Below are 18757 nucleotides of genomic sequence, written 5' to 3' on the forward strand. Positions count from 1 at the left end.
ACGCTAGAAGAAGCCAATCACAAGGAGTTAAAGGAAACTCTCTATCATTTGCTTTTGGCAGATAGAAAGGATGTGTTCTGATGAAGATTGCGCCTCTAAGAGAACAGTTGGTCTTTCAAGAAAAGCGACTCAAGCAGGACGACATCGGAAACGAGTTAGCCATTTGGGATGACCTCTTTATACGTTGGTGTTCTTGTCGTCCACTAGCTTTAACTGAAAGTGATGGGAGTGCGACAAAACTGATTCATAACAAGGTGCAGTTTACCTTGCGCTACGATAAGGCTGTTCTTGCTCTTAATTCTTTAACGACTCGAATATACTTTCGTGACCAGTATTATGCTATCGAGTCCATTGATGGCGATACTGTGGCTCGAAGCTTGATTTACATCGTTGCGACCAAGGAGGGGCTTTATGACTAAGATTGGACTTGATGATTTAGCTTCTGTCATCGAAAAGGAGCTGACGACTTATGCCAAAGAGACCACAGATGTCATGCGTGAGGTGGTTGAGGAAGTGACAGACGATGCCGTTGATACCTTAAAAGTTACTTCTCCAAAACGACGAGGAAAGTATGCCAAGGGCTGGAAAAGCAAGGCAACCACTGACACCAATACCGCTTTGACGAAAACCATTCACAACCGAACGCCAGGGCTGACGCATCTGCTTGAAGATGGGCATGCTAAACAAAACGGTGGTCGGGTGGAAGGAAGAAAGCACATCGCTCCTGTCGAGAAAAAGGCGATTCAGTCGTTTGAAGTCAAATTGCGACAGAAACTGTGAGGTGGATTATGTGATTTGAGGAACTCTTTCAAGCCTTAAAAGAGACCAAACACCCAGTAGCCTATCACCATTTTGAGGAAGGGCACAGTCCAAGTCCCCCTTTTGTGGTCTATCTGGTCACGAATTCAGATAATCTTGGGGCCGATAACTGGACTTATCACAAAAGGCTCAACGTCCAGATTGAGCTTTACACGACAATGAAAGATTTAGCAACAGAAAAAACGGTGGAATCAGTTCTTAATGCCCACCGTCTTTATTTTGACAAGGTAGAGACTTACATCACTAGTGAGAAACTCTACCAAACCATTTATTCCATCACACTATTAGGAGGATAACCATGGCAGAAAAAAACAAGGTCACCTTTGGCCTACAAGATGTCCACTGGGCAGAAGTCACCAGTGAGGGAGCTGACGGGGCTTTGACTTATGGCACTGTCGAGCGACTTCGTGGTGCTGCAGAACTAACCCTTGAACCCACTGGAGACAAGGGGTCTTACAAGGCAGACAACATCAACTTTTACACGACTGAGTCTAATGACGGCTATGAGGGAACACTGAAAGTTGCCCTCTTATCACAGGAGTTTCTGACTCGTGTTCTAGGTGAGAAATTGGATGCGACAACTAACACCATTTCAGAGATTGCAAATAGCGAGAAGAAAAACTTTGCACTGATGTTTCGATTTGAAGGGGACAAGAAAGAGACCCTTCATGTGCTTTATTACTGTTATGCGTCACACCCAACTGTAGGCTCTAAAACCAAGTCTGGGTCTGATATCAATGAGGTAGAGTTAACCTTTACGGCAAGTCCGCGCCCACTTGATAAGATTGTTCGCCGCAGAACGACTGAAGAAACCAATGATGAGATTCGTGAGAACTGGTTTAAGTCTGTCTTTGAACCATCTGCTTAAAGGAGGAGAACATGCGACAAAATATCACGATTGCTGGGAAAACCTATCCCTTGGCAACGAATGCCTATACACCGATTGCTTATAAGGAACAATTTGGAAAAGATTATTTCCAGGATCTCTTTAACATGTTAAGTGCGGAATCCATCATGACTCAACTTGAGCAATTGGAAGAGGGGGAAGAGTTAAAGGCTAGTCAGATTGACCTATCTATCTTGTCTGATTTCGACATGACCTTTTTCCACCGTCTCTTTTGGGTCTTTGCCAAGTCAGCCAATCCTCGAATCAAACCCTTCGAGGATTTCTTTATGTCGATGGAGGAGTTCCCACTTCAGGAAGTTGGTCCGGTCTTAATGTCCATGCTTAACCAAGGGATGACAACCAGAAAAAAGCAGAAACTTCCGAAACAGCGAGCGAGGAAATCTTCACGGTAGAGAGTTACCTCTCTTGTTGTAAGGAGACTGGCCTTTCCATTGATGACTTAAAGCACATCTCGATTGGTATGGCTCTGGATTACCAGACGGATTATGTGGAGCTAAGAAGCCGAGGTGAGACTGGTGTTCGCAAAGCTACCCAAGCAGACTTTGACAATTTCTAGTAGGGAGGAGGAGTGACGATGGCAGGAAACATTAAGGGGATCACCATTGAAATTGGTGGTGATACCCATCCCTTACAAAATGCCTTAAAGGGTGTGAATAAACAGGCTTCTGAAGCCACTAAAGAATTACGTCAGATTGACAAGGCACTCAAGTTTGATACTGGAAATGTCACTCTTTTGACCCAGAAGCAGGAAGTCTTAGCCAAACAAGTTGAGACGACGAAGGAGAAACTCGCTACTCTTCGTCAAGCTCAGTCTCAAGTCGAGGCTCAGTTCAAGTCCGGTAACATAGGTGCAGACCAATACCGTGCCTTCCAGCGTGAGGTGGAGGGTACTCAAACAGTCTTAAAGGGCTATGAATCAAAGCTAGAAAGTGTTAACAGAGCTCTCTCAGAAAACGGAGCGCAGGTTGAAACCAATCAGTCCAAGCTCAATCGTCTCCAAAATGAGCAGGCACAGTTGGTGTCAGAAAGCGAAAAACTCAATAGTTCCTTTAAGCTACAAGAATCAGCATTAGCAACTACCGCAAGTGAGGCTGATAAGTTGGCACTTGCTCAACAAAAGGTTACTTCTCATTCAGAGATCCTTGAGAAACAGATACATAATTTGGAACAACAACTCTCTTTGACAAAGAGCGAGTATGGGGAGAATTCGGTAGAAGCTAATAAGCTTGAGAAAACTCTTAATGAGACAAAGATAGCTTACAACAATCTCCAAAATAAGATGAAAGAGTTGGCCTCTAGCTCTGCGACTTCCAAGGCTTCTTTGGAGGAGACAAACAACCTCTTAAAGGCTGACCTTCTCATGGAATTTGGTGACCAACTGGGAGAGTTGTCACAGAAGTTGATTGACTTCGGTCAACAATCCTTGGATGCTTTTCTAGAAGTTGATGAGGGGATGGATATCATTGTCACAAAGACTGGGGCGACAGGCTCTGCCCTTGAAGAGATGACAGACATCGCCAAAACCCTAGCCACGGAACTCCCAACGGATTTTAATACGGCAGGAAGTGCCGTAGGGGAGTTGAATACGCAATTTGGGTTAACAGGAGATGCCCTTAAATCAGCCTCTACCCAGTTGATTCAATTCTCTGAAATCAATGGGAGTGATGTGACGAGCTCAGCCATTTCAGTCAAACAAGCGATTGAGGCCTATGGACTTGAAGCGACTGATTTATCAAGCGTTTTAGACACGGTTACTTATACCAGCCAAGCGACAGGTGTTGGTGTCCAAGAGTTGATTGACAAGGCGGTAGCCGGCGCACCACAAATCAAAGCCCTTGGCCTTTCCTTTGATGAGGGCATCACCTTGATGGGACAGTTTGAAAAAGCAGGGGTTGATTCTTCTGCAGCACTTTCGTCACTCTCAAAGGCAGCTGGGATTGTAACACAGACCTATGAGGGGACGCTTGATCCTATTGATAAGTTTACAACCGCTCAAAATACGGCGAAGTTAGCGATGGCTGAAATGGGAGACGCTAATGCAGCAACCCTAGCTCCTATCTTGGAAATATTAGCGAGTTTGCTTCAAGCTGTTGCCACTTGGTTTTCTGGGCTATCAGAGCCAGTCAAGCAGTTTATTGTTATTGTCGGAAGTTTGGTCTCAGCCCTTGGCTTAGTCCTCCCGATTTTCATTGCCCTGCAAGCAGCTGCTACGGCTATGGGAACAACCATCATGGGGATGATAACTACAGCAGCTCCAATCGTAGGGATTATTCTTGGTGTCATTGCCGTTGTTGCCTTACTGGTTGTTGGGATTCAGCAACTCTGGCAACATCACGAAGGGTTTAGAACAGCTGTGACAGAAATCTGGAACGCCATATATGCCTTTTTATCTGTCATTATCCAACAGATATCAAGCTTTGTCATGTCGATATGGGGAACATTGACTACTTGGTGGACAGAGAACCAACAGCTAATTCTTAATGCCGCAAACACTGTGTGGACAGCTATTTCAACAGTCATTCAAACCATCATGACAATTCTTGGACCTTACCTTCAAGCCAGTTGGGAGAATATCAAACTGATTATCACGACAGCTTGGGACATCATTAAAGTGGTCGTTGAAACAGCCATCAATGTTGTCTTAGGTATTATCAAGGCAGTCATGCAACTCATCACTGGTGATTGGTCAGGTGCCTGGGAAGCCATCAAGCAGGTCGTCTCTACAGTTTGGGAAGCCATCAAGTCACTGATTTCGATTGTTCTAAGTGCCATTGTTCAGTTCATTTCCAATTCCTGGAATGGCATTAAAGGCACCATGACAAACTTACTCAATAGTATCAAATCTGTCGTTAGTAATGTCTGGAATAGCATTAAGTCCACGATTAGTTCCATTCTATCTAGTATTGGCTCAACGGTATCTTCCGTTTGGAACGGAATGAAGGCTACTATCTCAGGTGTCCTAAGTGGTATTTCAAACACAGTGTCCTCTGTCTGGAATGGGGTCAAATCGACCATTACAAATGCCATCAATGGGTCAAAAAAATACGGTCTCTTCAGCCATCAATGCCATTAAGAACCTCTTTAACTTCAAGATTAAGTGGCCGCATATTCCTCTGCCACACTTTAGTGTTTCTGGTTCTGCGAATCCCCTTGATTGGTTGAAGGGGGCTTACCTAAGATTTCCATTCAGAGGTATGCCAAGGGTGGGATTCTCACCAAGCCAACGGCATTTGGTATCACAGGGAACAGCTTGATGGTTGGAGGAGAAGCAGGACGTGAAGCCGTCTTGCCCCTTAATAACCAGACTCTTGGCAGTATCGGTCGCAGCATCGCAGCTACCATGACTAACAAGGGAACAACCATAACGGTCAATATCACAGATGTTGTGATTCGTGAAGAAGCAGATATGAAAAAACTAGTCGACTATGTAGCTGGTCAACTAGCTGATGAAATGACTCGACAAGATTTACTGAGAGGAGGAACAGTGTGATTAAACATAATGAATTGGTACTGAATGGAAAAGGCACCTCGTCTTTTCCTTTTAAAGTTCTTGTGGAAGATAGACCGAGCATTCAAGTGCCACGGTCTAAAACTCAACTCCTAGACCATCGTGGGTTGAGTGGGGCGATTGTTCAAACCAATAAACATCGTGATGTGATTGAGAAACCTTACCGCTTGTATCTGATTGGTTCGAGTGAGAAAGAGGTCGATGAGTTCTCGGCCTTTCTGATGCAGGAAGGTTTTTGGCTAGAAAGTGAACGCCTTAAGCTCACCAGGCTTTGGTGTTACCGAACGGATAGCTTTGACATCAAGCAGGATGACCACGATGTGTATGTGATTGATGTGACTTTTATCTGCCACCCCACTCGCTTTTTTAAGAGTGTGGATAGGCAAGTTTTGAGTGCCAACGGTGTATTAAAAACAAAAGGCTCTGCCCTTTCCTTTCCTACCATTACCATTTCTGGTCAATCCGTATCAGAGACTTCGTTTACAGTAGGTGACCAGGTGATTCACATTGAGAAATTTACAGAGCCTCTTGTTATGGTTAATCACCCAGATCGTCCTAGTTTTAAGACTCTATCAGGGAAAGCTGTCAAGTGGTCTGGAGACTTTATCACGATTGATGCTAGTCATCCAACACAATCTGTCGGAGTGATTTTAGGCAGTGGGATATTATCGCTCACTTTTGAGACGAATTGGGGGTGGGTGTGATGCTTTACCTTCTTGATGGTCAAACAAAGACAGCAAAATGGAATGGCCAACAATTATTTGAAACGGTGAGTGCAACGGTAGAAGAGGAGTTGAATGGCACCTTTCAGCTACGTTTAACTTATCCGATTACGGATTCAGGTGTTTATGAAACCCTTAGAACAGACGAGTTGGTTTTGTGTCCGACTCCTGATTTGGGAAAGCAGCTCTTTCGTGTTAAGCAGGCAAAGATTCAAGACGATACGATAGAGCTTGAGTGCTATCACATTTCAGATGATATGATGAAGCGTCAGATTAAGCCTTTTTCAGCGACTAACACGACTTGTCAATCAGTCTTGATGAGGCTGGTTGAGGCTTGTCCATCTGATTTAGGACTTTTTAGCTTTGACAGTGATGTGACGGAGCGTCATACCTATGTGTCTGACGAAGACTTGACACTTTACCAAGCTCTAATGGATGGCAAGCACTCACTCCTTGGAACTTGGGAAGGTGAGCTTGTCCGTGATAATTTTCAGCTGATAGTTAAGCAGCACCGTGGCAACGATAAGGGAGTTATTCTCACAAGCCATCACAATCTGAAAGCTTTTGAGGATAAGGGTGATTCTGAGAAGGTCATTACGCGCATCTATGCGACCTCAACCTTTCAGGCAGAAGGTAGTGATGAGGATACCGTTCTTTCTGTAGTTGTGGAAATTCCCCTCATTAACCAATACCCTTATGTCCACGAAGCATGGTATGAGAATAACACGCTTCAGACAGAGGAAGAATTGCGCCAATGGGCGATGGCTAAGTTCACGCATGAGCACATCGATAGCATCTCTAGACAGATAACCGTTGAAGCTTATCAGCTTGATGGTCAAGAAGTCCATCTGGGAGATACAGTCACTCTTAAAAGTCAAAAGCACAAGGTAGATGTTAAGAAAAAGGCAGTTAGTTATACCTTTGACGCTCTAGAAGAAGTGTATCTTTCGGTGACCTTTGATAATGAGGTTAGCTTTACAACCTCTGGATCATCTGGGCCCCATTCGCTAACCAGTGCGGCCAAGACCATTCTTGACGTCAATCAATCGGTTACAGAATACCGAGCGTCTAAGGAACGAGCAAACTTTAACAAGGTTTTTGACAGGCAGTTTGAGCGTCTTCAAACAGAAGTTGAAGATGGTATTGCTATGGCCAAAGCAGAAGGCGAGCGTTCTGGGAAGAAAGCTGCGCTTGATTATCTGGCAACAGATGCCCTTGAAGCACGAGTCGCAGCCTTCAAAAAGCTACGATTGATGAGTTAACCGTCTCTAGTTCATCATGGATGACAAGACTCGTTTCCCAACAGATTCTATCAGAGTATGTGAAGAGCCTAGAAATTGAAGCAGACAAGGTCGTTATTCCTGGCCAGCACACCCCAGTCTTTAGTTTGGATAGGTATGGGAGTCTTTCCATTGATACGCCACTCCTAAAGGTGAGAGGGGAAAGCCTAGCGACAAAAGTTGATCTTAAAGCTATCTCTTTAACCCCTGGACCAAAGGGGGATGCTGGAGCAGATGGGGTGGGCATTCAATTAAGGGAGCAGTACTACTTAGTCTCTGCACAAAAGACTAGTGTAACAGCAACAAACTCTGGTTGGAGCAAAACCATTCCCTTTCTCACCTCAACGCTTAAATATCTGTGGAACTATGAAAAAACCACTTTCACCAATGGCTCAACGACAGTAACAACACCTGTTGTCACCGGTGTATATGGGGACAAGGGTATGGATGGAAAGGCTGGTAAGGACGGAAAGACCCTTTATACTTGGCGGATGTATGCAGATAGTGACAAGGGAGAAGGACTCTCTGCCATTCCAACAGGCAAACGTTACCTTGGTCTAGCAGTCAATAAGGAGAGCGCAACCCCTTCAACCAATCCTGGTGACTATATCTGGTCATCCTTTTTTGAGGGAACGGAACTTGGTGGTCGCAATTACATTGACGATTATGCCATGAAAGCGATGACTTTTTCATCTGTTACCTCTGAGTGGAAGAAGGAGGTAATTGAAGATACGAGTTCTGTTAGTGGGGTGACTATTAAGTTGACCTGTACCAAAGCAGGTACTGGAGGCTTTCATCGGAACTTCCATGATTTAAGGAGTCGAATTGGTGCGACGATGACTTTTTCAATTGATATTAAGTGTTCAAAATCTGTCACACTCAATATGGGTTGTGAACTCGGTGGAACGAAAGCTTACGAAGTAACAACAGATTGGCAAAGGTGTGTTTCTTCATGGAAAGTAAGTAGTTATCAGTACTATTCGTATATCTTTTACTTAAAGTCAGGTTCGTGGTCAGTAGGTGATGTGGTTTATCTTAGAAATGTTCAATTGGAAGATGGCAACGTTGCTTCAGCGCCTGGGCCTTCTTTGAATGATCTTATCGCTCAGATTGATGCCAAAGCTGACAACGGGTTTATGAAGCAGCAATTAGACCTTCTAACTGAAAAGACAGAATCTCTCCGAGTGGACCTTGAAGCGAGAGCTTTGGCAAAAGAAGTAGCTGATTGGCTCAAGTCTTATAAAGAGTTTGAGAAGAATAATGAAGCTGTCCTTGCGCAATTTAATCAAGACTTTATTGATAATACGGCTCGTATCGCAGCTATTGAAGCAGATCTTAAAGCTAACAGTCTCTTGCTTAACTTTGTCAATACCTATTTGAGAGCTGGTGATAATGGGGTGATTATTGGTAAGAAGGATAACTCTGAATATATCGAATTAACCCCACAAGGGATGATTAAGTCAGCTGGTAATGCCGTTATGACGGTTACAGCTGGTGTCATTAAAATTCATCATGGGGTTTTTGTGGAGACCTTACAGGTTGGTTATTACCGACTAGAAGCCGCAAGGCATAATGCCAAGCATCTAGTTTGTCGTTTTATTGATGCCAAGTAGAAAGGAGATCCTATGGCAGATTATGGTTCAAATAATGATAGGGGCTATACCCTACTTTTACGAGTGGAAGAAACAGGAACTTCAACGGCTAATAATACATCTACTGTCCGAGTCCAACTTTGGCTAAAGAATGGTTATACGACCTTTGGAATGTATGACTGTAGGGCAAGTGTGTCTATCAATGGTCAGACGCTTTCTTGGTCAGGGCGACCAGATATGTATACTGCTCATAGTTCTCTTCACTTGATTGATAAGACCATCACTGTGTCACATGATTCGAATGGGTCAAAAACCATCAGTTTTTCAGCGACCTTCTCTGGGTCTGGTGGCTGGTCGCCTGGCACCTTGAATACAGGGTCACAAACGCTACGTTTAAGTGATATTCCACGGTCATCGAGTGCTACAGTTTTCTGGGAATATGATGGGGCAAGCCGTAACCATTACGATTAAGCGCGCTAGTAGTGATTTTATCCATAATATCACATGGCATTTTGGATCTCTCAGTGGCACCATTGGAACAGGCATTGCGACCTCTGTAACTTGGACGCCATCAATATCGCAATTAGCAACTCAAATTCCAAATAGCACCTCAGGTAACGGTCATTTAACGCTAGCTACTATCTATGGTGGTAAGACAATAGGTTCTATGACAATTCCCATTACCCTCAACCTACCGACGTCAGTTGTTCCAACCTTGGGCAGTATTTCTGTTTCAAAATCCCATGCCACTGCAAAAACGATTTTAACTGGTACAAGTTTTGCCCAGTTGGTGTCTAACCCTAAAGTGACTTTTAATCAAGGAGCGGGTGTTTACGGATCGATCATTCCTTCAACGGGTTATCGCGCAGAGGTCTTTAAGTTTGAGAATAATCAGTGGGTTCAACTTCCAAATGTGGTAACAAGTAATAATGGCCTTTTGGGTGGTATCAATTGGATTGGTCGTGCTAAGGTCTCTGCCTATGTGACTGATTCGAGAGGGCGACAAAGTGCTCGAAAAGAAGTGGAGATAACCCTATTAGAGTATTTCAAACCTATCTTTTCATTCTCAGCGGTTCGTGCTGGTTCTAGTATGAATCAGGTGACGGTCAAACGAACGTTTAAGATTGCCCCTTTAACCATCAATAGTGTTCAAAAGAACAAGGCAATCTTGACATGGGAAGTGGTTGATTTGGCAAGTGGTCAAAAGTTCAGAAACGCTGGTGGTGCTGCCAACTGGATGTCAACAACAGAACACACGAAGACAGATTTCCAAGCTACTCTAGGTGGCACCTATGATACCACGAAATCCTACACCATTATCGGAACGCTTGCAGACCTCTTTTATGCCACGACCTTTGAATTTACCGTTGGTCCAGAAAAGGTTGTCTACGGCTTAAGTCCATCTGGTATGGGGATAGGCAAAGCGTGGACAAGAGGGGTGCTTGATGTAGATGGGAGTTTGCCTGCTTATTTTGACGGTGAGATTTATATGAAGAATAAAAAACTTCTTGATATTTTTTACCCAGTGGGTGTCATTTATGAATCTACCTCAAACATCAGTCCAGCAACCATCATGGGTGGCAGTTGGGAGCGATATGGCAATGGTCGAGTTTTAGTTGGCGTATCTGAAACTGAAAGTGAGTTTAATGGTGTTAATAAGTCAGGTGGTAGTAAGACACATACCTTGGCCATTGATGAGATGCCATCACACTCTTACGCTCAATATGTTTCAGCTAATAATGGTAATAAAGCTATTAGACGTGATTATGGATCAGATGGAAATTCTAATACTTATCCGCAAGGGAATAATACAGGAAATATTGGTGGCGGAAAGCCACACAATAACTTACAACCTTACGTTACGGTTTACCGTTGGCGTAGGACAGCCTAAGAAAGGAAAGTGTCGTTATGAAAGAATTACTGGCAACAAATAAAGTCTTCTTCTCAGCGATTGGAGGACTTATCTGTTCGATTTTTGGAGAAGTTGATGGCTTTCTCTTTGCTTTAATGGTCTTTATTTCCATCGATTACATCACAGGTCTTATGGCAGCAGCAGTTGAGAAAAGGCTTGCTAGCAATATCGGATTCAAGGGCATCCTCAAAAAGATTGTCCTTTTGTGTTTAGTAGCAGTAGGGCAAATCATTGATGAGCATGTCTTGAAACAAGGGGGCATGGTTCGTACCGCTATCATCTTTTATTACCTCTCAAATGAAGGCTTGTCTATCATTGAGAATGCGGCAAGGATTGGACTACCAGTTCCTGATAAGTTGAAAGACGTGTTGAAGCAATTGAAACAAGGAGATTAAGATGAGTTTTTTATCAAAGATTAAAGACGGCTGTTTAGCGTCTTGGGAGAACGGCATTCTTCCGTCCGTGTCAGCAGCACAAGCTATCTTAGAGAGTGGTTGGGGTGAGTCTTTGTTAGCTCAGTACCCTAATCATAATCTCTTTAGTATTAAAGTGAGTCCTGACTGGAAAGGAAAGCGTGTTGTCATTCCAACTCAAGAATATGTGGATGGTAAGTTTATCACGGTTGCCGCCACCTTTAGAAAGTATGACTCATGGGAGGAATCTATTAAAGACCATGCGTTATTCTTTTCAGAGAATGACTGGCGTCAGTTCCACTATCAGAATGTGATTGGTGAAGAAGACTACAAAATAGCCTGTCTGGCTCTTCAAGCAGCAGGCTATGCGACTGATCCGAATTATGGAGCTAAACTCATCAGTCTTATTGAAAGAAATCATCTCAACACTTGGGATGAAGGTATTTTAAGTCATAAAGGAGAAAAAACTATGGGAAAACATCTTATCATTTGTGGGCATGGTCAGGGACAAACTGGATATGATCCTGGAGCGACGAATCCAGGACTAGGTATTACTGAAGTAGGGAAGGTACGTGAGTTTGCATCGTTGATGAAACGCTACTCTGGTAATCAGATTGATTATATTACGGAGCAAAATGTCTATGACTACCGTAGCTTAGGTAGTATCGGAAAAGGGTACGAGACCATTACAGAACTTCATTTTAATGCCTTTAATGGGCAAGCAAAAGGAGCCGAAGTACTCATTTATGCGGGTTATAATCCTGATGAGTTGGACCAGAAACTCCTTAGTATTCTTGCGCGTCGTTTTACGAATCGTGGGTTTAAGAAAGTGGACTGGCTCTATAATGCCAATGTTGCGGCAAACCGTGGGTATAACTATCGTCTCGTAGAAATAGCTTTTATCGATAACAATAGCGATATGGCAACTTATGAAGCTAATAAAGAAGGCATGGCTCGTGAGTTTGTCCAAGCGATTACTGGTCAAGTTCAATCAGTGTCTCCCAGCACCAATACTCCTCAGTCAGGGGCTATTTCCTATCACGTTGGTGATTCTGTGGTTGTTCAAAAGCATGCGACACATTATCAAACAGGACAAGGAATCTCATCTTGGGTGAAAGGCAAGACTTTCAAAATCATTCGTGTGAAAGATGTTTACCAATCTAGCAGCAAAAAAGCGTACCTTCTTGAAGGTATTAATTCCTGGGTCTTGGAGCAAAGATGTAACTGGGTCAACAAACGGACATAGTGAACAAACCTATACGGTACAAAAGGGTGATACACTTTATGGTATCTCTAAAAAGTTCAAGGCAAACTTACAGGATTTGGTTCAATTGAATTTCATCAAAAATCCAAGTCTGATATCTGTAGGTCAGAAATTAAAACTAAAATAAGCCACATTCATAGCGGCTTATATGGTATAATTTAATGGTAGAAAAGTGAAGACGGTGGCTCCTAGATCCTGAAAGAAAGAGGTGATGCCTATGGGCAATTCATCAAAATCTGACGGAAAGGGGGAGCACTTTTGACTGCGTTTGAAGTTGTGCAAACCATCTTTGGTTTTGGTAGCTTTACCATTTCTTTGATTGGTTTGTGCTATAAAATCTTCAGTGACAAAGGCAAAAAATAATCCGTCCCCACTTTTGCTCAGGTAGGACGGATTATTTTCGTTTAACAGAGCTACCGTCTTTTTAACGGTTCTGCATTGGAGTTGGTTTGCAGACCAGCTCCTTTTTCTATGTTCATTATAACATACTGGCAATAATTTTCAACTCAGAACTCATAGTGTAGTTAGGAGACTAGCATACTAGAATCTCAGCGTGGTGATATCACCACGCTTTTTCTTTTTGCTTTTTTTTCAATAACTGCGGAAAATTTGTTTCCAAATTTACTAAGTAATATGGAGGGAGTAGTTTTGCTGAAAGCTTGACTTATCTTCCCTTTAGAGTGATATATAGTGTACCAAAAATAGAAAGGAAACTGAATGGCAGTAAGGTTAATTAAGGCAAAAAGTGAACAGAAAAAGCAACGTGTCTGTGCCTACGTCAGGGTATCAACGACTAACAGCAGTCAGCTGGATTCCCTTGAAAACCAGAAGACTTATTTTGAAACCCTTTATGCCAATAGTGAGGACGTTGACTTTCTCGGTGTCTATTACGACAAAGGGATTTCAGGGGCAAAAGAGAAGCGACCGAGTTTTCAAGCCATGCTTGAAGCTTGTAGGCAGGGTCAGATTGATTTGATACACACCAAGTCCATTTCACGGTTTTCGAGGAATACCATGACGGTACTTGAAGTCAGTCGTGAGTTGAAAGTCTTAGGTGTAGGTATCTACTTTGAAGAACAGAACATCAATACCCTATCCAATGAAGGAGAGGTCATGCTTTCGGTTTTGGCGAGTTTGTCCGAAGAAGAACTGGAGAGTATGAGTACCAACCAACGTTGGGCGTTTCAGAAGAAGTTTCAACGTGGGGAGATGGTCAGCAACACCAAGCGTTTTATGGGTTATGATGTGGATGACGATGGCGAGTTGGTTATCAATGAAGCAGAAGCACAAATTGTGAGACGGATTTTCCATCTTTACCTTGATGGCATGGGTATGCACCGCATTGCAAAACTCTTAAATGAAGAAGGTGTACCTACAGTCTCAAATGCGAAATGGCATAATACGACAGTGGGGCATATGTTACGAAACGAGAAGTATAAAGGAGCAGCATTATTACAGAAGACCTATCTTCATGGGGTTAATGGTAAAAGACGGTTGAATCAAGGCAAAGTAGCCCAGTACTTGATTGAAGATAACCATGAGCCTATTGTTTCAAAAGAAGTGTGGCAGGCTGTTCAAGATAAACTTGATAGCAACACTTGGAAACAGGGACCGAATAAGCACTACCGTTTTACGAGCATGCTTAGGTGTCAGTATTGTGGTTCAACCCTCAAGCGACAGGTGTCCTACAAGAAACAGATTGTCTGGTCTTGCTCAAAGTACATCAAAGAAGGCAAGGCTTCCTGCCAAGGCATGCGTGTGCCTGAGAAAGCTATTGAAGATTGGAGACTTAAGACTCCTGTAACAGTGATAGAAAGGAACGAATATGGGCAAAAACATTACAGTTATTCCAGCCAAGAAAATGCAGTTGACAGTCACCCATCAGCAAGTCACCAAAATCAGAGTGGCCGCCTATTGTCGAGTGTCCACCGACCAAGACGAACAGCTATCAAGCTATGAGAACCAAGTCAATTACTACCGTGACTTTATCTCAAAGCACGAAGACTATGAGCTAGTGGACATCTATGCAGACGAGGGGATTTCTGCAACCAACACCAAAAAACGTGATGCTCTTTTACAGAAGACCTACACTGTGGATTTTCTCACCAAGAAACGAACGGAAAATGATGGGCAGGTTAACCAGTTTTATGTTGCCAACAACCATGAAGGTATCATTGATAACGAGATGTGGGAGACGGTTCAGCTCGAGATAGCAAGGCGAAAGGCTTTTAGAGAAGAACATGGTATTCCTTTTTACCATCTACAAAATGAGGACAATCCCTTTATGACAAAGGTCTTCTGTACCGAGTGCGGTGATGCCTTTGGTCGAAAGAACTGGACGACCAGCCGAGGAAAAAGGAAGGTCTGGCAACGTAACAACCGTTATCGGATAACTGGTGTCATGGGCTGTAGCAATAACCACATTGATGAGGAGATGCTAGAGAAGGCTTTTATGAAAGCCGTCAACATACTTCAAGACCATAAAGCTGATGTCCTTGATAAGCTAGAAAGACTGAGAAAAGGAGACAATCTTCTGCATAAGCATTATGCCAAGTTCATGAAACAGCTTCTTGACATAGACCATTTTGATTGCACCATCATGTGCCAAGTTCTCGACAACATCACCATATCAGAAAGTGGACAGATTACTGTCGCCTTTCTGGAAGGAACAGAAGTCGACCTGTAGGATACTGCGACCGAAAGGTTGCGGTTTTTTTGTTGTTTCGTGGTATAATAGACTAAACAGATAAACGGAATGATTTGTTGCTAGCTGTAGGAGTGTTATTATGGGTAAGTGGACTTGTCAATGCGGATATCCAATGAATGACCATGCTGCTCCAGATCCGAATGCTTTTTCAGTCTATTCGGATGAGTTATGGGAAGAAATAACGGATACTGCAGATGAAAATAATAAAATTGATTACTATGATATTACTGATGCTTCGTACTATGCTTGGCAATGCCCTAATTGTCACGGTTTGATGGTGTTTGGTGAGGTCGAGAATTCTAATCGATATACTTTTTATAAGTGGATAGATTTGGATAGTGAAGAGAATGAACCAACTAATTTAGAGACTGTTTCAAATTCATCAGACACAGTTTACAGAGTTGCTTCGGTCACTTTCTCAGAGTTCGGTGAGCAGTATACTTATATCTGTGAGGATGAATCAATCAGGGAAGACCACTTTGTGGTTGTTCCTGTCGGTATTAACAATGTCGAAAAAGTTGCTCATGTTGAAAAAGTATACCAGGCTACGCAAGAAGGTATCTCATATCCAATTGACAAGTTGAAACATGTGATTAAGCACTATTCTGATTTTGATAAAGATAGAGCAAAGAAAATTGCAGCTGATTTAGTGACATCAGGTCGATGTCTAGAAATAGATGATTTTTCAAAATCAGTAGTAGCAGATGACTATTTCGATATTTTGCACAATAAACTTGGGCACTGGTGGTTGGAATTGAATGGCGTTCCCATTCCGATGAAGGTTACTTTGTTAAATGCCAACTATGAAAAATACCACGTTGACTGTGCTGTACATATCAAACCTTTCAAGACGAATTATAGTACTTTTCAAACTTTGAAGTTATGTACTGATTTTGATATAGATGCTGCGAGATGGGTCGATGTCATTTCTGATGAGTATGTCTGGGGAAATTCCTGGGAATTGGATGGTATCGAGTTTGGGATAACCTGTGAGGAATCGCCTGAAGAGGATGAAGTGACACTTGGCAAATACAGCCGTGTTCCATATTATGACGATTGGCACCTAGATTGGAGCGAGAGATATGGTTTTAATGTAGTTTGGAAACCACATGAATCCGATGAAGACTTGTCGGTAGACTTTTACATTTCTTAGAGTAATAAATTCGTTCAATAATATAATGATAAAGCCTAGTATATCCCTTTCGTTCTATAGTATAGGTGCTCGCTATCGGCACATGTGGAGTGTGTTAGCCTATTAGTAAAACAATAATAGTGAAAAGCAATTTTTATTGGTAACATGGACTGATAAAATTTTATTTTACAAAATTATTGAAAACTTTTCTAAAAAAAACACAAAAAAAGCCTATTTGTAGGCTTTTTTGTGTACAATGAATGTATCTATAATAATAGTAAACCGAGGTAAAAAAATGTCTAACCAATATGATAACGAACCATTTTTTAATGCTTATAGTAAAATGGATAGAAGTCGATATGGACTTGAAGCAGCAGGAGAATGGCAACAATTTAAACGTTTGTTACCACCATTAAGTCATAAAAAGGTTCTTGATTTAGGTTGTGGCTATGGCTGGCATTGTAAATATGTCGAAACACAAGGTGCAAAAGAAATCTTAGGGATTGATAGTAGTCAAAAAATGCTTGATTTTGCAAACAATAATAATTTTGGAAAAGTTATTAATTATCAACTTTGTGGTATTAAAGAATATGACTATCCAATAGAAAAGTGGGACTGTGTTATATCAAATCTAGCATTACACTATATTGATGATCTGGATTTTGTTTTTCAAAAAGTACATAATACTTTAAAAAGTAATGGGACTTTTATCTTTAATATGGAACATCCAGTTTTCACTTCAGCTATACATCAGGATTGGATTTATGATAAAAATGGGAATCCCTTATATTGGCCAATCGATAATTATTTTGAAACTGGGAAAAAACAGACAAGATTTTTAGGTCAAAACATCCTGAAAGAACATCATACCTTAACTCAGATATTAATGGGGTTATTACAAAATGGTTTTGAGATACAAGCAGTCATAGAAGTAGAACCACCAAAAGAAATGAGGACACTTCCTGGATTTGAACATGAATTAAGACGTCCAATGATGTTAATGGTTAAAGCACTTGTAAGAAAATAACATATAGCTAGAATACTAAAAAGCTCTAATTAGTGTTATAATGAAATCTGTGCTATTTGTTTATTTTAAGATTAAAAAAGTAATGTAGCAAAATATTATTTAAGCAGTAATATTTTTGAAGAAAATCTTTCAAGTAAACTAAGATAGCAGCTAATTATATCAATAAGAAAAGAGAAAAAATGCCTGACTTTCATTTAGACGAATTAACAATTTTTGACAACTATGAGATTGAAGAGATGTCGGATGGTGATGTCACAGTTAAAACAAAAGTTGTCCAGTCATCATTAAATTATTATGGTAATGCGCATGGTGGTTACCTATTTGCCCTTTGTGATCAAATCAGTGGTTTAGTAGCTATTTCAACTGGTTATGACGCAGTCACATTACAATCTAATATTAACTATTTAAAGGCTGGACATTTAAATGATGTCCTAACTATAGTTGGTCATTGTATACACAATGGAAAAACAACAAAAGTAGTTGATGTCATTATCAAAAATCAAAATGAAATGAGCTTAGCCAAGGCTACTTTTACAATGTTTGTTACTGGTCCACGACAAAAGTAAGATTAAGTTTATTTTAATTGATTAAAATGTCAGATTATATTATGATGTTAACACAAAACTTAAAGAGGTAAAATATGATTACATCAATTGAACTATATCTTGTAACAGAAAATAATGGCTTAGAAGCTGTTGAATTTTACAAAGATGTCTTTAATGCTGAGCTAATTTCTTGCACAACCTTTGGTCAAGCAATTCCAGATACACCAGAAGAAAATAAAAATCTGGTACTTAATGCCGACTTACGTATAAATGGTATCAGATTACAACTATCTGACAACGGTTCTGGCAACCCATACCAACTGGGAACAAATATGACTGCTTGTATTCAATTAGATGATGTTGACCAAGCTCAATCTCTTTTTGCTAAATTAGAAAAAGATGCCAAACGTATTGACATGCCAATGCAAGAAATCCCATGGAGTCCAGCTTATGGAATTGTTGTTGACAAATTTGGAATGACTTGGTAAATTAATACAGAAATTGAATGATTTGTTTCTTCTGTGTCTTTTGATCAATAAGGAGAAAAAATGTTTTCAAGACAATTAGGTGTCATGCTCTATGTTGATGATGTCAACAAAGAAAAAGCATTTTGGCAATCCATTGGTTTTACCATATTAAATGAGTGTCAAGTAATGGATTATGATCAATTTGAAATGAAACCAACTCCAGAAAGTGATGTTCTTTTTACCATCTATGATAAAGCCTTCATAAGACAGGTTTCTCCTGAAGTTGTTGATTTTATGCCAAGTATTTTATTTGAGACAGATACTATCTATGAACTGCAAGAAAAAGTAGCAAGTGTAACTTCAACAGCAAGTGCAGTCAATAAAGAACCTTTTTTAAACTTTAATTTTAGGAGTCCAAGTGGACATTTCTACGCAGTTAAAGGTAATGAATAGGTAACTAAA

The 18757-nt window shown here is 41.3% G+C and carries 14 protein-coding genes and 7 pseudogenes; all 21 read left to right on the top strand.

The genetic code is table 11. From position 1 onward, the window contains the following. Positions 1-6 precede the first annotated feature (6 nt). A pseudogene (locus STRUR_RS11240) lies at positions 7-81 on the top strand (head-tail connector protein); the annotation flags it as partial. Beyond that, positions 81-419, top strand: coding sequence for a head-tail adaptor protein (locus STRUR_RS03550; protein WP_006738525.1), 339 nt, complete (start codon positions 81-83; stop codon positions 417-419). The pseudogene STRUR_RS11240 and the gene STRUR_RS03550, both read left to right, overlap by 1 nt. Beyond that, positions 412-780 (top strand): HK97 gp10 family phage protein, encoded by a 369-nt coding sequence (locus STRUR_RS03555; protein ID WP_006739934.1) that lies wholly within the window; start codon positions 412-414, stop codon positions 778-780. Before STRUR_RS03550 ends, STRUR_RS03555 begins: the two co-directional genes overlap by 8 nt. A gap of 14 nt (positions 781-794) precedes the next feature. Then, a pseudogene (locus STRUR_RS03560) lies at positions 795-1115 on the top strand (hypothetical protein); the annotation flags it as partial. A 2-nt stretch (positions 1116-1117) separates the two neighbouring features. Next, positions 1118-1687 carry a major tail protein gene (locus tag STRUR_RS03565; RefSeq protein WP_006738724.1) on the top strand — a complete coding sequence of 190 codons (570 nt, stop codon included), beginning with the start codon at positions 1118-1120 and terminating at the stop codon, positions 1685-1687. 11 nt (positions 1688-1698) lie between these two features. Continuing rightward, positions 1699-2118 carry a hypothetical protein gene (locus STRUR_RS03570; RefSeq protein ID WP_001249611.1) on the top strand — a complete coding sequence of 140 codons (420 nt, stop codon included), beginning with the start codon at positions 1699-1701 and terminating at the stop codon, positions 2116-2118. 182 nt (positions 2119-2300) lie between these two features. Further along, a pseudogene (locus STRUR_RS03575) lies at positions 2301-5216 on the top strand (phage tail tape measure protein). Next, the gene (locus STRUR_RS03580; protein ID WP_006739158.1) at positions 5213-5938 is read left to right on the top strand and encodes a hypothetical protein; all 726 of its coding nucleotides are present in this window, start codon (positions 5213-5215) and stop codon (positions 5936-5938) included. Before STRUR_RS03575 ends, STRUR_RS03580 begins: the two are co-directional and overlap by 4 nt. Continuing rightward, positions 5938-8849, top strand: a pseudogene (locus STRUR_RS03585) (phage tail spike protein). The gene STRUR_RS03580 and the pseudogene STRUR_RS03585 overlap by 1 nt, the downstream one beginning before the upstream one ends. A 12-nt stretch (positions 8850-8861) precedes the next feature. Then, a pseudogene (locus STRUR_RS03595) lies at positions 8862-10719 on the top strand (DUF859 family phage minor structural protein). 17 nt (positions 10720-10736) lie between these two features. Further along, positions 10737-11135 carry a phage holin family protein gene (locus STRUR_RS03600; RefSeq protein ID WP_006739307.1) on the top strand — a complete coding sequence of 133 codons (399 nt, stop codon included), beginning with the start codon at positions 10737-10739 and terminating at the stop codon, positions 11133-11135. A 1-nt stretch (position 11136) separates the two neighbouring features. Beyond that, positions 11137-11517, top strand: a pseudogene (locus tag STRUR_RS11855) (glycoside hydrolase family 73 protein); the annotation flags it as partial. Between the two features lie 105 nt (positions 11518-11622). After that, positions 11623-12538 (top strand): annotated as a pseudogene (locus STRUR_RS03605) (LysM peptidoglycan-binding domain-containing protein); the annotation flags it as partial. 155 nt (positions 12539-12693) lie between these two features. After that, complete coding sequence (locus STRUR_RS11250; protein ID WP_231288869.1) at positions 12694-12780, top strand: putative holin-like toxin; 87 nt, start codon at positions 12694-12696, stop codon at positions 12778-12780. A 354-nt stretch (positions 12781-13134) separates the two neighbouring features. Further along, complete coding sequence (locus STRUR_RS03610) at positions 13135-14376, top strand: recombinase family protein (RefSeq protein WP_006738853.1); 1242 nt, start codon at positions 13135-13137, stop codon at positions 14374-14376. Beyond that, the gene (locus STRUR_RS03615) at positions 14279-15103 is read left to right on the top strand and encodes a recombinase family protein (RefSeq protein WP_081479435.1); all 825 of its coding nucleotides are present in this window, start codon (positions 14279-14281) and stop codon (positions 15101-15103) included. The genes STRUR_RS03610 and STRUR_RS03615 overlap by 98 nt, the downstream gene beginning before the upstream one ends. A gap of 100 nt (positions 15104-15203) precedes the next feature. Continuing rightward, positions 15204-16277, top strand: coding sequence for a DUF8617 domain-containing protein (locus STRUR_RS03620; protein ID WP_006738557.1), 1074 nt, complete (start codon positions 15204-15206; stop codon positions 16275-16277). Positions 16278-16551: 274 nt separating this feature from the next. After that, positions 16552-17283: a class I SAM-dependent DNA methyltransferase gene (locus STRUR_RS03625; RefSeq protein ID WP_006740076.1), complete on the top strand. Its 732-nt coding sequence runs from the start codon at positions 16552-16554 to the stop codon at positions 17281-17283. A gap of 179 nt (positions 17284-17462) precedes the next feature. Further along, positions 17463-17849 (top strand): PaaI family thioesterase, encoded by a 387-nt coding sequence (locus STRUR_RS03630; protein WP_006740349.1) that lies wholly within the window; start codon positions 17463-17465, stop codon positions 17847-17849. 74 nt (positions 17850-17923) lie between these two features. Continuing rightward, on the top strand, positions 17924-18316 hold the full coding sequence (locus tag STRUR_RS03635) for a VOC family protein (protein ID WP_006739747.1): 393 nt from the start codon (positions 17924-17926) through the stop codon (positions 18314-18316). Positions 18317-18376: 60 nt separating this feature from the next. Further along, the gene (locus STRUR_RS03640; RefSeq protein WP_006738586.1) at positions 18377-18748 is read left to right on the top strand and encodes a VOC family protein; all 372 of its coding nucleotides are present in this window, start codon (positions 18377-18379) and stop codon (positions 18746-18748) included. Positions 18749-18757: the final 9 nt, after the last annotated feature.

The sequence above is a fragment of the Streptococcus urinalis 2285-97 genome (assembly GCF_000188055.2).
In the GTDB taxonomy this organism is placed as follows: Bacteria; Bacillota; Bacilli; order Lactobacillales; family Streptococcaceae; genus Streptococcus; species Streptococcus urinalis.